The 13,226-nt window shown below is 62.1% G+C and carries 13 protein-coding genes and 1 pseudogene; 3 read left to right on the plus strand and 11 right to left on the minus strand.

Going from position 1 to position 13,226, the window contains the following annotated elements; translation table 11 throughout:
• The first annotated feature begins 56 nt into the window (after nt 1-56).
• Nucleotides 57-989, plus strand: a complete 933-nt coding sequence (locus tag AC1D2O_RS05530) for a hypothetical protein (RefSeq protein WP_478085985.1) — start codon at nt 57-59, stop codon at nt 987-989.
• 153 nt (nt 990-1,142) lie between these two features.
• Here AC1D2O_RS05530 and AC1D2O_RS05535 read toward each other — a convergent pair whose 3' ends face one another.
• Entirely contained in the window at nt 1,143-1,718 is a 576-nt protein-coding gene (locus AC1D2O_RS05535; protein WP_478156434.1) for a hypothetical protein, read from the minus strand.
• A gap of 5 nt (nt 1,719-1,723) precedes the next feature.
• On the opposite strand from AC1D2O_RS05535, the pseudogene AC1D2O_RS05540 reads away from it, so the two are divergent.
• Together AC1D2O_RS05540 and AC1D2O_RS05545 are read left to right on the plus strand one after the other, a co-directional pair.
• A pseudogene (locus AC1D2O_RS05540) lies at nt 1,724-1,786 on the plus strand (hypothetical protein); the annotation flags it as partial.
• An 82-nt stretch (nt 1,787-1,868) separates the two neighbouring features.
• Nucleotides 1,869-2,300, plus strand: a complete 432-nt coding sequence (locus AC1D2O_RS05545) for an ABC transporter substrate-binding protein (RefSeq protein WP_478085988.1) — start codon at nt 1,869-1,871, stop codon at nt 2,298-2,300.
• Between the two features lie 38 nt (nt 2,301-2,338).
• Here AC1D2O_RS05545 and AC1D2O_RS05550 read toward each other — a convergent pair whose 3' ends face one another.
• From AC1D2O_RS05550 to AC1D2O_RS05595, 10 genes are all read right to left on the minus strand, one after another.
• The gene (locus AC1D2O_RS05550) at nt 2,339-3,499 is read right to left on the minus strand and encodes an acyl-CoA dehydrogenase family protein (RefSeq protein WP_478085989.1); all 1,161 of its coding nucleotides are present in this window, start codon (nt 3,497-3,499) and stop codon (nt 2,339-2,341) included.
• On the minus strand, nt 3,492-4,445 hold the full coding sequence (locus AC1D2O_RS05555) for a MaoC/PaaZ C-terminal domain-containing protein (protein ID WP_478085991.1): 954 nt from the start codon (nt 4,443-4,445) through the stop codon (nt 3,492-3,494). The genes AC1D2O_RS05550 and AC1D2O_RS05555 overlap by 8 nt, the downstream gene beginning before the upstream one ends.
• Complete coding sequence (locus AC1D2O_RS05560; protein ID WP_478085992.1) at nt 4,442-5,347, minus strand: SDR family NAD(P)-dependent oxidoreductase; 906 nt, start codon at nt 5,345-5,347, stop codon at nt 4,442-4,444. The genes AC1D2O_RS05555 and AC1D2O_RS05560 overlap by 4 nt, the downstream gene beginning before the upstream one ends.
• Nucleotides 5,344-7,182, minus strand: coding sequence for an AMP-dependent synthetase/ligase (locus AC1D2O_RS05565; RefSeq protein ID WP_478156436.1), 1,839 nt, complete (start codon nt 7,180-7,182; stop codon nt 5,344-5,346). Before AC1D2O_RS05565 ends, AC1D2O_RS05560 begins: the two co-directional genes overlap by 4 nt.
• Nucleotides 7,179-7,985, minus strand: a complete 807-nt coding sequence (locus tag AC1D2O_RS05570) for an ABC transporter ATP-binding protein (protein WP_477650187.1) — start codon at nt 7,983-7,985, stop codon at nt 7,179-7,181. Before AC1D2O_RS05570 ends, AC1D2O_RS05565 begins: the two co-directional genes overlap by 4 nt.
• Before the next feature lie 65 nt (nt 7,986-8,050).
• Entirely contained in the window at nt 8,051-9,271 is a 1,221-nt protein-coding gene (locus tag AC1D2O_RS05575) for an ABC transporter substrate-binding protein (protein WP_477650185.1), read from the minus strand.
• Nucleotides 9,272-9,292: 21 nt separating this feature from the next.
• On the minus strand, nt 9,293-10,333 hold the full coding sequence (locus AC1D2O_RS05580; RefSeq protein ID WP_478156438.1) for a branched-chain amino acid ABC transporter permease: 1,041 nt from the start codon (nt 10,331-10,333) through the stop codon (nt 9,293-9,295).
• Between the two features lie 3 nt (nt 10,334-10,336).
• Nucleotides 10,337-11,233, minus strand: a complete 897-nt coding sequence (locus AC1D2O_RS05585; RefSeq protein ID WP_477650183.1) for a branched-chain amino acid ABC transporter permease — start codon at nt 11,231-11,233, stop codon at nt 10,337-10,339.
• Nucleotides 11,230-12,042, minus strand: a complete 813-nt coding sequence (locus tag AC1D2O_RS05590; RefSeq protein WP_477650182.1) for an ABC transporter ATP-binding protein — start codon at nt 12,040-12,042, stop codon at nt 11,230-11,232. Before AC1D2O_RS05590 ends, AC1D2O_RS05585 begins: the two co-directional genes overlap by 4 nt.
• A gap of 124 nt (nt 12,043-12,166) precedes the next feature.
• On the minus strand, nt 12,167-13,226 hold a 1,060-nt coding region (locus AC1D2O_RS05595; RefSeq protein ID WP_478156440.1), incomplete at its 5' end, for a thiolase family protein.

Raw genomic sequence — 13,226 nt, forward strand, 5'->3', positions numbered from 1 at the left:
GGCCCCGGTCCGCGGGATCCTGAAATAATAAACACTTCGTTACAGGAGTCTTATTCGTGAATTTGAGAACCCCTTCGACCGGTTTCGCGGTTCTGGCCGCCCTTTCCGTCCTGGCCGCAGGCTGCGCGCAGACCCAGAGCCAACCCCAGGCGGCGGCCGCGCCGGCGCCCGAGCCCGTGCCGGTCGCCGCACCGGCGCCGGTCAGGCCCGAAGTCCCGAGCACCGGCAAGACGAGCTACGACCAGGTCGTGAAGGCCGTGCGCGCGGCCCGCGGCGACGAGGCCAAGCTCGAAAAGGCGCTGATCGGCAAGGACCTGAGCGCCCGGGTCGCCAAGGTCAAGGGCGCGGGCGACGACTTCGCGGTCCGGCCGGCCGACCCGGTGCGGTTCCAGTGCGACGGCGAATCCTTCGCCGGCGGGCAGATCTCGTCGCGCATCGTGGGCGTCGAATGGTCCGCCGACACCAAGCGGGCGCTGCTGAAGGTCGATCGCTGCGGTCCGCCCGAGGCGGTGGCGAGCGCGCCGGCGTCCAAGGCGGCCCCCGCCGCGGCGGCGGTTGCTGCCCCCGCAGCCGCGGCCCCTGCTGCCGCTCCTGCCGCCCGCGGCCCCGCGAAGCCCGGCATGGACGCCCAGGGCAACGTGATCGACTCCACCAAGATCGAGTCCGGCAGCGGCCGGACCGTGAAGGGCATGAACGACTACGAAGGCGAGATCACCGGCAACCCGGCGCCGAACTCGAAGTTCACCAGGCTGCAGATCGGCATGAGCCTGAAGCAGGTGACCGACCTCGTGGGCGAGCCGACGGATTCGGGCGCCTACGTCACCGGCAAGGCCTTCATTCCCTTCTACTTCGGCGGCGACCGCACCCGCATCGAACTGGCCTACAAGGGCCAGGGACGCCTGATCTTTGCCGGCGGCAACCTCGGCAACATCTCGGGCGGCAACCTGACCTGGATCATCCACAACGCGAACGACAGCGGCTACCGCTGAAGTCAGGGGCGCGGTGTGCCCGCGGCAGGGTTGCGTGGCGCACTGGCGTTATAAAACGCCGCCCAGGTTTTGATTTTCAGACACGACCTCGAAAGGATCGGCTGAACTCCGGTCGCGTTGAGCCCGACCCGCGTGTCCGGCGCCTGCGAGGCCTCAGGCGGTGGAATCCCCGGACTTCGAGGACCGTCGTGCAAGGCGCCGGCCCGCATCGGGTACCAGGGGCGCGGCCAGCGTCGCCAACGTGATCGCGGACGGCGCGACCTCGAGCGTCGCCTGCAGCGTATCGATCACGTTGGCGACGCTGTGCGTCGGTTCCCAAAAGCGATTCGGAGCCTCCGAATCCAGGGCGGCTTCCCACGCGGCCCAGATGGCGCTGCCATAGATGCTCACGAGCGACAAGCGCTGTTCGAGGATCGGCGGCGGCAGCTGAGGCAACTGCTGCGCGAGGTGCGCGAGGCAACGCCGGTAGCCCGTGTTCCAGGTATCTCCGACCGCTTCGCGCAGGAACACTCGGTCGGTCAATTGCAGATTCGCGATCATGCGGATGTAGGTGCGGTGCCCCGACTTCTCGCTCAGCTCGAGAAGCGGGAACGCCAGCGCCTCGATGAGGGTCCTGTTTCGATCCGAAGTGGTAATGCAACGACGCGTTGTTGCGCTGACCGGCCGCTGAAACGGTTCTTGCGAAACGGCGACATCGGCTACCAGGACGCAGCACGCCTGATTTCTCATCCTTCATGCTGCAGGCCCAGGCCTCGAAGGCGCAAGCGGTCGGCATCGCGAGCGCGGGCGGCGACCTGATCAACGCCATCAAGGCGGCGCGGGAGTTCGGCCTCACGAAGAATCAGACCCTGGCCCCCCCTGTCCGGGTCGATCACCGACGTGCACGCGCTCGGGCTGCAGGCGGCGCAGGGCCTCTTTCTCACCGAGGCCTTCTATTGGGACTTGAACGAAAAGACACGGGCCTGGAGCCATCGCTTCTTCGCGACGCACAAGCGGATGCCGAACCTGATCCATGCAGGAACCTATTCCGCCGTGCAAAGCTATCTGCGGGCCGTTCAGGCGGCGGGAACCGATGAAGCGAGTGCGGTCCGCAAGCAGTTGGGCGAATCCCGGATCGACGACGTGTTCGCCAGCAACGGCCGCGTTCGCGAGGATGGGCGCATGGTGCACGACATGTACCTGATGCAGGTCAAGAAGCCCTCCGAATCGAAGTATCCGTGGGACTACTTCCACGTGAAGGCCGTGATCCCGGGCGACCAGGCGTTTCAGCCGCTGAGCGAATCGCGGTGCAGCCTCGCGAAGAGCTCCTGAGCGGCATCATTCTCGAAGCGGCTTCGGCGTAACCCTCCTCAGCGCTTGAACAACTCCCGCGCAACGATCTCCTTCATGATCTCAGTGGTTCCGCCGTAGATTCGTTGCACGCGTGCATCTGCCCATGCGCGAGCAATGGGGTATTCGCGCATGTACCCATAGCCGCCGAACAGTTGCACACAGTTGTCCAGCACAGAGAATTGCATCTCGGTGGTCCAGAACTTCGCCACTGACGCGGTGGTCGTGTCGAGTTGGCCGCTGAGATGCCGCCTCAGACAATCATTGAGGAAGCTGCGTGCCACCAGCGTGTTGGCATGCGCCTCGACGAGACGGTGCCGGACGGTTTGCTTGTCGGACAAACTGGAACCAAATGCCTGGCGCTGGGTGACATACTCCTGCGTCCACGAGACAGCCGCTTCCATGGCAGCGACGGCGGTGATCGCCACCAGCAGCCTCTCTTGTGGCAACTCGTTCATCATGTAGCGGAAGCCGCAACCTTCTTCACCCAGCAAATTGTCCGCGGGCACGCGGACGTCGGTAAAAAACAGCTCCGACGTGTCCTGGGCGTGCATGCCGACTTTTTCAAGCCGCCGCCCACGACTGAATCCCTGACGATCGCCCTCGACGAGCAGCAGGCTCGCCCCTTTTGTGCCGAGCGCCGGATTCGTTTTGACTGCAAGCAGAACCAGGTCGGCGATCTGTCCGTTGGAGATGAAGATCTTTTGACCATTGATCCGCCAATGGTCTCCATCGCGTTCAGCTCGCGTACGGATCGCGCCCAGGTCGCTCCCGGCGCCGGGTTCGGTCATCCCGATGGCGCCGATCACTTCACCGCGGGCCATGCGCGGCAGCCACGACTGCTTTTGAGCCTCGGAGCCATAGTGGAGCAGATAAGGGGCAACGATGTCGGAGTGGAGATAGAACAACGGGCCGGTGGCGCCTGCACGGGCCATCTCTTCGACGACGATGGCGCTGTAGCTGAAATCTGCCCCCCCCCCGCCGTACTGCTCGGGTACGGAAAGGCATAGCAGGCCTAATTCGCCCGCGCGACGCCACAGTGAACGGGGGACCTGACCGTCGCGCTCCCATTGGGCATGGTGTGGTGTCACTTCTTCAGCGATGAAACGCCGCACGGTGCTGCGAAACGCGTGGTGATCTGCGCTGTCCAGCGGCGCATTCGTGGCGGCGAGGTCAGACATCGCGGAGGGCTCCTGAATTGAATCGATCGGGAAGAATGCGCGCCAGCCCACGATCCAGCACCACAACATCACGTTCGACGGCGGTGGCTCGGAACTGCACCTGTCCGGCTTCCTGCCAGAACTCGCATCGAAGCGCTTCGCCCGGATACAGCGGGGCAGTGAAACGGGCGCGCAGCTCGGTGAGCCGACTGGCGTCAAAGTCGCAGAACTCGCACACAAGCAACATTCCGAGCAACCCGAACGTACACATGCCATGCATGATGGGTCGCTCGAAGCCTGCTTGCCGCGCGATGTCCGGGTCGGCATGCAAGGGGTTGGGATCGGCGCTGAGCCGGTATAGCAACGGTTGATGAGTGGCCGTCGCTCTGAGGCGCATGCGCTCGGGTGGCCGCTCCGGAAGCGGGGCAAGTGGCGCGAGTGCGTCCGCCCCAAGCTGCAGCAACGGGGCGCCAGGCGGACTGAATCCACCGTCGCCACGCGCAATCACAGTCATCCATGATCGTACCCAGCATGCCCCGGTGTCGGCCCCGCAAAGCTCGCGCTCGACGATGAAGGCCGCCCCCTTGTCCGGACCTCGATCCTCGATCCGCAGTATCCGATTGCGACCGATCACCTCCCCCGTCGGCGGCAGCGCATTCAACCACTGGATGGCTTGCTCGCCATGCACCAGGCGCCTCCAATCCAGGCCGGTGTCGGGCTCGCGCATCCAGAAGCCCGGGTCGCCGAGCATTGCGCACATCGTGGGCAGTGCCTGCAAGCGATCCTCATACACGAATCGAAGGTGTCGTTCATCCCAGGCGTCAGCGCCCTGCGCCGCACCCACGCCCAGCGCGTACATGATGGTGTCGCGCGCTTCGTAGCGCTGACGCACGGTGGGCAGCGAGCGGTGCAACAGCGCCTCGGGATCCAGACGCCTGTCACCTGAAGCCGGCGTGAGCGTTGTCACGGCCGGGGGGATCCGAAGACGCCAAGCAGCGCATCCGTGGCACTGTCAAAGCCGCGTTCATTCGATACATCTGAAATCTTCGCCCATTGTTCTGCGACAAATTCGGGAGATACATCCTCTGCCGAGGCCTGTACCCCCTGGCCCTCGACAATCCTCACGGTCGAAAAGTAACCGCCACCCGCAGAGAGTATCTGGCCAGTGAGCCCACAAGCCTCAGAAGCCAGGAATGCCACGCCGGCCGCAACACGTTCCGGGGTGGCCTCAGTAAGAAGGCGCCCAAGCGGCAATCCCTCAGTCATTCGGGTGAGCGCGACTGGCGCTACCGTGTTGACGCGGATGCCGAACTTCTCGCCTTCGTGTTTGAGCGCATTCATCAGGCCCACGACCCCCAGTTTTGCGGCCCCATAGTTGCTCTGACCGAAATTGCCGTACAAACCGGCAGCAGAGGTCGTCATGACGATGCGGCCGTACTGCTGCTTTTGCATCACCGGCATGGCCGCCCGCGAGCACCAAGTCGATCCGAGGAGGTGAACTCGCACCACGGCCTCGAAGTCATCCGGATCCATCTTGTGCAGTGTCTTGTCACGCAAGATTCCTGCGTTGTTGACCAGCACATCCACGCGCCCGAATGCCTGCATGGCGGCATCGATCAGGTGCTGCGCCCCGGCTGGCCTGGCGATGTCGTCATCGTTGGCCAATGCCCGGCCTCCAGCCGCTTCGATCTCGCGTACCACTTTCTGCGCGGCAGTCGCATCGCCACTCGCTCCGCCAACGCTCCCCCCCAGATCATTGACCACAATGGCGGCGCCACGTTCGGCCAGCAACAGTGCGTGTGCGCGGCCCAAACCGCCTCCAGCGCCAGTGATCACGGCAACGCGGCCGTCAAAGCGTATCGAATTCATGTGGAGTCCCTTGCCAAACTGCGGCCCCCGTACAGAGCCTCGATTTCATTGATGAACTTTTCGCTGATGCTCTTGCGCTTGATCTTCATCGTTGCGGTCACCTCTCCATCGTCATGATCGAGTTCCTTGGTCAACAGGTGAAATTTGCGCACATGCTGCACCTGTGGCATTTGCGCGTTGACGCGATCCACCTCTGATTGCACCAGCTCGCGCACGCGCCCATGATCGGCCAAGGTGCGGAAGTGCGTGTAGGACAAACTGTGTTCCTCGGCCCACTTGCCGACCGTCTCGTAGTCGATCTGGATCAATGCCGAAACGAAGGGTTGACGGTCGGCGATAATGATGGCCTCCTTGATGTAGAGGCTGAATTTGAGCGCGTTCTCGATCTCGCTGGGTGTGATGTTCTTGCCCCCTGCCGTGATCATGATGTCCTTCTTGCGATCGATAATCCGGATTTCATCGCCAACCGCCACCGCGACATCGCCGGAATGCAGCCAGCCTCCCGCGTCGATGGCCTCACGCGTTGCCACTTCGTTGCGGTAATAGCCTTTGAAGACCGCCCCCCCGCGAATCAGCAATTCGCCATCTTCGGCGATCTGCAGTTCGACCCCCGGCGTCGGTCCGCCCACAGTGCCCAGCGGTGATGCCGCACTGCGCTGCAATGTCACCAGGCCGGACGTCTCGGTCATTCCATAGCCTTCCCGAATGGGAACGCCAAGGGCGCGAAAAAAACGCAGCATGTCGGGAGCGATCGGAGYCGCACCTGAGACGGCAAGCCGGCACTTTCGCAAGCCAATGAAATTGCTGAGCGGGCGCAACATGACCCAGTACCAGAAAGCATGTCCAGCACGGTGACGCCATGACCATTGCGTCTTCGGCAGCACAGCCAGTGGCGTGGTCGCCTTGAGAGCGCTGTGATACAGGCGCCGGCGCAACCAACCGGCCTCGCGGATCCTGATTTCGATCGCGGCGTGCAGCTTCTCCCAGATCCGGGGGACGCCGAGAAACAGCGTCGGCGCGATCTCGCGAAGATCGTTCTGAACCGTGCGCAAACTCTCTGCGAAGTTCACCACGGCGCCGCAGCGCAAGGGTAGGCAGACCGTATAGATCTGCTCGGCAACGTGGCACAGCGGCAAATACGAAACCGTTGAATCTGACGGTGTGCAGTGATAAATGGCGTCGGTGCTGGCGGCCATTGCCGCGATGTTGCCGTAGCTGATCATGGCGGCCTTTGGCCTGCCGGTCGAGCCACTGGTAAATATCATCAGCGCGAGGTCATCCATCGACTGATGTGCCAGACGTTCCTCAACAAGACGCGGGCGCTCATGCTCGCAAACGGCCCCAAGCGCAACGATCTGGTCGAAGGTCTTCAGATTGTCGACCTTGTAGTGCTGGACGCCACGCGGGTCGATCACCACCACATGCCTGAGCGCAGGCAGCCTGTCGCGCACTTCGAGCACCTTGTCGAGCTGTTCCTGGTCTTCGCAAACGACCACGCTTGCATCGGAGGCCTGTAGCAGGTACTCGACCTCAGCTGCTGGCGACGTTGGATAGATGCCTATCGTGACGGCGCCAATCATCCCGCAACCCAGCTGGGCAAAGACCCACTCTTTGCGGTTCTCGCAAATGATGGCGCAGTGCCCCCTGTGCTGCAGGCCGAGCTTGACGAGGCCGAGGCCGAAGTGACATGCCTGTCGTTCGTACTCGGCCCAGGTGACAGGTTCCCAAATGCCGTAGTCCTTTTGCCTCAGCGCCACATTGGAAGGCCGCGTTCGAGCCCAATGACGAAGTTGCTGCGGCAGCGTCAGCTCGCCGATGTCGACGAGTTCGCTCACGACAGCCACCTCTTGCGTCGCTTGTAGTGCTTCACGTTTCGAAAGCTCGCCATTTCATCCGCACCCTCGCCATAGCCTAGGTAGAAGCGCTGGACGTCGGCGTCTTGCGCCAATTTGGCGGTCGCCCCGTCGATCACGATCTTGCCGCCTTCCATGATGTAGCCATAGTGGGCGATGTCGAAAGCCGCCATGGCGTTCTGTTCGACCAGCAGCATCGCCACCCCCTGCTCGCGGTTGATGCGCTCGATGATCTTGAAGATGTCCTGCACCACCAGCGGTGCCAGGCCGAGCGAGGGCTCATCGAGCAGCATCAGCGTCGGCTTCCCGAGCAGCGCCCGCCCGATGGCCAGCATCTGCTGCTCGCCGCCGGAAAGATAGCCGGAGCGTTGGGCGCGTCGATCCTTCAGGCGCGGGAAATACTCGTAGATCAGCGCCACATCCGGTTTTTCGCCCCGGCCCTTGAGGGCATTGCCGGCGACGATCAGGTTCTCTTCGACGGTGAGCTCTTCGAAGACATGACGGCCTTCGCGCACGTGCGCGATGCCAAGTCGTGCCAGCAGGTGGGGCGCCTTCGAATCGATGCGCTCGCCGAGATAACGAATCGCCCCCGAGCGCAGTTGCCCCACCTCCAGCGACAACAGATTGGAGACCGCCTTCAGCGTGGTCGTCTTGCCTGCGCCGTTGCTCCCAAGCAGCGCCACGATCTGCCCGCGTGGCACTGTGAGAGACAGCCCCCGCAGCACCTGTACCGTGTGTTGATACACCACCTCGATGTTCTCGATCACCAGAGCCGGCTCAGCCATGGCACCGGCCAGCGATTCGCCTGCTGTGGCTTGCGCGGGGGCGGCGACATCTCCGGGGGAGGCGATCATGCCGTTTTGATCCAATCGCTGGCGGGCTGCAGCAGTTTCGTCTTGTCGTCGTAGGCATAGATGCGACCCGAGCCGATCTGGTGGTTCTTCAGCGAAACCGGCAAGCCCGTCACACCGCCCGTGTCCCAGTTTTCGATGCTCTCCAAGGCGGTCTTCATGTTCGCCCCGTTCAATGGCTGCCCGGCCTTGATGCAACGCTCCACGATCTCCGCGATAACCATGCCTGCGAGCCATGTGTGGACATTGAAGATCGAGACGTAATCCATGCTCGGACGCACTTTGGCAACGTACTCTCCCATCGCCTGCATCATCGGCGCGTCCTTGGTGTCATAGCTATAGCGGTAGGGCATGACGCCCACCCAGCCTTCCGCTGCCGCACCCATCGTGCTGACGGTTGTCTTGTCCATGCTCCAGATCGTGCCCATCGGGGTGGCTCGCAGACCCGCCTCGCGCATCTGCTTGATGAACTCGGGGATCGGCGCCAGCACATAGCCGTGGAAGATCACGAAATCAGGCTTGGCTCGGCGCAGCTTGGCCACTTCGCTTGAAACATCCACCGCACCAGGCTTGGTCACCACTTCCAGGACGATCGGAATCTGCAACGCCTGTGCCTTGGCCTTGATACCGGGGATCGGGTCGCGTCCGAACTCGGTATCGCTGTAGACGATGGCGACTGCCGGCTTCGTGGCGCCACGGGCGTTGCGGCTGATGTGCTCGAGCAGAATCTCACCCATTGCGACGTAGGTCGGTGCGGCAATGAAGTGATATGGGTGACTTGTCGAGTCGGCGAGCTCCGTCGAGAAGCCGACCCCGCTGGTCAGCGTTGTGCCAAGTTGGCCCACCTCCTTGGCCGCCACCTTGGCCCAAGCAGTGGAACCGCCAAAGAACACGGCCGGCTTGTTCTCGCCCATGATCTTCTTGAAGATCGCCATCTCCTGGTCCATTTTGTAGGCCGAGTCCTCTGCGACATAGCGCAAGCGCCGGCCGGCCACGCCGCCCCTGGAATTGCGCCAATCGCAGTAATCGCCCAGGCCCTGATGAAGGCCCACCCCGGCAAATGCGAACACGCCGGTAATGGGCATGGCAGCGCCGATCACGATTTCGCCGGTTTGTGCGATCGACGCGCGAAGCGGAAACCCGGAAAGTGCGGCGGCACCGAGACTTGCACTGATCGCACGGCGGCGTGACAGGTTGACATGATTGATTTCGCTGCTCATGGTTCGTCGCTTTCAGTGAAGTCAGGCCCGGAAGGGCCAGAGGTGGAAGAATCGCCGCACACGCCGCCAGACTTCGAGCAGTCCGTGTGGCTCGAATACCAGGAAGCCGATGATGAGCAGGCCGAAGACGACCTGCTGGATCGAACTCAGTATTTCGGTGGCGCCTGGCGACCACCGCGTGGCGACGCTCACCGCGGCTCGCAGCAATTCGGGCACCAGCGTCATGAACACCGCGCCGAGAATCGTGCCGAGCAGGCTGCCGAGGCCACCGACGATGATGGCGGCCAGATAGAAAATCGACAGCGTCAGCGTGAAGTACTCCGGCGTCATGGCCCGGTAAAAATAGCCGAGCAGCGCCCCAGCCACGCCCGCGTAGAACGAGCCGATGGCGAAGGCAGCAAGCTTGTAGTGCAGCAGGTTGATCCCCAATACCTCGGCGGAGATGTCCCTGTCGCGGATCGCGATAAAGGCGCGGCCGACCCGTGTCCGGAAGAGGTTGCGCGCGGCCACCAGCAGCAACGCCGCCACTGGCACGATGAGGAAGTACATTCTCCGATCGTTCAGCAACTCGAAGCCGAACAGGCTTGCGTTGGGAAGGTTCACGCCTCGCACGCCACCCGTCACGCTGTCCCATTCGCGGAACACGTAGACCAGAATGAATTGTGTGGCCAAGGTCGCCACTGCAAGGTACAAGCCCTTGATACGCAGGCTGGGAAGGCCCACCAACAGCCCCAGCAGGGCCGCCATCGCGCCGGCAAGTGGCAAGGTGACGAAGAACGGCACGCCGCGCTGCGCCAGATACGCCGCCGTATAGCAACCCACGCCCATGAATGCTGCGTGGCCGAGCGAGATCAACCCGGTGTAGCCGGTCATGATATTCAGCCCGGTTGTTGCAATGACATGAATCCCCAGCAGACACGCCACACTCACGAGGTAGTCGTTCACGCTGAACGGAAAAAACACCAGCGCACCGACCAGCAGGCCGAGCCAGGCTCTCTGCACCGGAGTGGACCAGATCGCTTGATCGTGTTCGTAGCTCTCGCGGAAGTCGCCGATTCTCATGCGCTACAACCTTTCTATTTGGCGCGTGCCGAACAGGCCGTAGGGCCGAATCAACAGGATCACCAGGACAGTGACGTAAGGCACGATGTCGCGAACCTTCCCCCCCAGATAGCCGGCGGTCAGGCTTTCAATCAGCCCGACGATGAGCCCGGCGACGATGGCACCGGCGATGCTGTCCAGTCCACCCAGGATGATGACCGCGAGCACACCAAGTGCTGCGCCGCCGATGGCCGGCGAAAGACTGGTGATGGACGCCACGATGATCCCGGCAACCGCGCCGACGACACCAGCGAAGACCCAGGTCAGGCGTTGCGTGGCACGCACGTCAATGCCCAGCACGTACGCCGTCATCGGGTCGCTGGCTGCGGCGCGCATCGAAATGCCGGTGGTCGAGTATCGGAAATAGAGCGTGAAGACAATGATGATGAGCGCCGCCAGCAAGAAGCTCCACAGAACCTGGCCTGGGATGAACACCTCGCCGATATGGAGCGGCGCGCCCGGCAAGAACGCGGGCATCTCGTAGTTCTTGCCGCCGCCCCAGAGGGCGTTCACGCCGCCACCGAGCGCGCTGGCCAACCCGATGGTGGCCATCAGCACCGAAATCACCGGCTGGCCCGACAGCGGCCGCAAGATCGTCTTCTCGATCAGCGCGGCGCACGCGGCAACAGCGGCAAGCGCCAGCAGCAGTGCCAGGACCATGGGCACCCCCCACATCACGTTCGCCGTGTAGAAGAAGTACGCGCCGAGCATCATGAACTCGCCCATCGCGAAATTGATGGCGCCTGTTCCCTTGTAGATCAGTACGAAGCCCAACGCGATCAAGGCCTGCAGTCCGCCGGCGAGGAGGCCGAGTGCGCTGAACTCGGCGAGCGCGATCCAGTCGATGTCGGGCAGATTCATGTGGTCACCTTCCGGGCGGCCGATTCGCCCAGGTAAGCCCGTACAACCTCTGGGTTCGTACGCACCTCGGCCGGAGCCCCCTGGCCGATGACTTGCCCGAAGTTCAGTACGACGACATGGTTCGAAATGTCCATCACGAGCCCCATGTCGTGGTCAATCAGCAGCACGGTGACTCCCCACTGCTCCTGGACATCGAGAATGAAACGCGCCATGTCTTCGGTCTCCTCGCGATTCATCCCTGCCACCGGCTCGTCGAGCATCAGTACCTTGGGCTGCATCGCCAGCGCGCGCGCCAACTCCACTCGCTTCTGCAGACCGTATGACAGCCCGGCCACCGGCAGGTGCCGAATGTGATCGATCTCGAGGAAGTCGATCACATCGCGTTCGATTTCGCGCCGCAGGGTCATCTCCTCCCGCTGCGCCGAACCGAAGTACCACATCGCCGACAACGGGTTTGAACGAAGACGCGTATGGCCTCCGAGCTTGATGTTGTCCAACACCGACATGCCACGGAACAAGGCCACGTTCTGGAAGGTACGCGCGAAGCCGAGTGCTGCGCGTTGGTGGGCGCCATGGCGTGTGACATCGTTCCCCTCGAAATGCACGGAACCGTGCTGGGGCTTGTAGAAGCCGGAGATCGTGTTGAACAGGCTGGTCTTGCCCGCGCCGTTCGGACCGATAAGGGCCGTAATCTCACCTCGACGTGCAGCAAACGAAACGCCCGCCAGAGCACGGATGCCACCAAAACCGAGTTTCAAGTCAACCACCTCGAGCAGAGGCTTTTCAGGGATTGCACGGATGGGAATCATTGAAAAGCAATCGGTTGTTTGGCAAACAGGGAAAAATTGACCGCCCTAGGGCGCCAGCAATCCGATCTGCTGCAAATGAAAAGGCAATGCTCGGGGAGCGGGAAGACGCAACTGGCAGGTCGTGTCAAAAATTGGCACTTTCGATCAGGGTCGCCATTCCCATGCCGCTGCCCAAGCACATGCTGACGACTGCATAGCGGCCTCCGCTCTGCGCCAGGTGCTGAATGGCGGTCATTGTCATTCGAATACCAGTTGCTCCGGGTGGATGGCCTATCGAGATTCCGCCGCCATAAAGGTTGGTTTTCTCGCGAGAAATCCCAAGTTCTTTTTCAGCATGCAAGTTCACGACCGAAAAAGCCTCGTTGATTTCGAAATAGTCAATTTCGGCGACGCCAAGCCCGTTCCGTTTCAACAAAGTCGCAATAGCCGGAACCGGCCCCATTCCCATCAGATGAGGAGGAACGCCTTCGACCGCATAGTCGATCAGTTTTGCCTGTGGATTCAGCCCATGACGGTGGGCGGCCGCATCATCGAAAACCATGATTGCCGCGCCACCGTCAGTCACTCCGCTCGAGTTCCCCGCCGTGACAAGACCATCGACACGGAAAGCAGGCTTCAACTCCGAAAGACGCTTCCGCAGAACATTTGGGCGGGGGAATTCATCTTTTTCAAAGAGCCGACTGTTTTTGCCTTCCGGCACTTCAAGCGGCGCAATCTGCTTCGCGAGAAATCCGGACTCTTCTGCGGATTTTGCGCGCTGCTGACTCATGAAGGCCCAATCATCCATGTCTCGGCGGCTGTATCCATGCAGCTCACTCAAATTCTCGGCAGTCTCGCCCATCAGCTCACGCGAGAAAGGGCATCGATAGACGTAGTCCAGGCCGTCAATCAGCATCGACTCTCCCCTGCCTGCACCCCACCGGGTGTTAGTCGAAAGATAAGGGGCGCGGCTGAAATTCTCACCTCCGGCGGCTATTGACAGGGAACTGTGCTTTGTCAAAATTTGCATCGCGGCACTGACTATTGCCTGCGAGCCGGTACCGCAGGCGCGCGTGACATTCAGTGCGGCACTTTCTATTTTCATGCCTGATTGCAATGCCACCTTTCGACTTATGAAACCACTGTCGTGATCAACGGCGCCTACATTTCCAAAAACCAGATGATCGACCTCGGCAGGGTCGATA

The organism is Variovorax sp. P1_G12, assembly GCF_056405555.1.

What these genes read in the sequence shown, in the direction of transcription:
- AC1D2O_RS05535 (WP_478156434.1), bottom strand. Translation starts at nt 1,718, where the DNA reads ATGAGAAATCAGGCGTGCTGCGTCCTGGTAGCCGATGTCGCCGTTTCG.
- AC1D2O_RS05550 (WP_478085989.1), bottom strand. Translation starts at nt 3,499, where the DNA reads ATGTCTGACCTCGCCGCCACGAATGCGCCGCTGGACAGCGCAGATCAC.
- AC1D2O_RS05560 (WP_478085992.1), bottom strand. Translation starts at nt 5,347, where the DNA reads ATGAATTCGATACGCTTTGACGGCCGCGTTGCCGTGATCACTGGCGCT.
- AC1D2O_RS05570 (WP_477650187.1), bottom strand. Translation starts at nt 7,985, where the DNA reads ATGGCTGAGCCGGCTCTGGTGATCGAGAACATCGAGGTGGTGTATCAA.
- AC1D2O_RS05575 (WP_477650185.1), bottom strand. Translation starts at nt 9,271, where the DNA reads ATGAGCAGCGAAATCAATCATGTCAACCTGTCACGCCGCCGTGCGATC.
- AC1D2O_RS05580 (WP_478156438.1), bottom strand. Translation starts at nt 10,333, where the DNA reads ATGAGAATCGGCGACTTCCGCGAGAGCTACGAACACGATCAAGCGATC.
- AC1D2O_RS05585 (WP_477650183.1), bottom strand. Translation starts at nt 11,233, where the DNA reads ATGAATCTGCCCGACATCGACTGGATCGCGCTCGCCGAGTTCAGCGCA.
- AC1D2O_RS05590 (WP_477650182.1), bottom strand. Translation starts at nt 12,042, where the DNA reads ATGATTCCCATCCGTGCAATCCCTGAAAAGCCTCTGCTCGAGGTGGTT.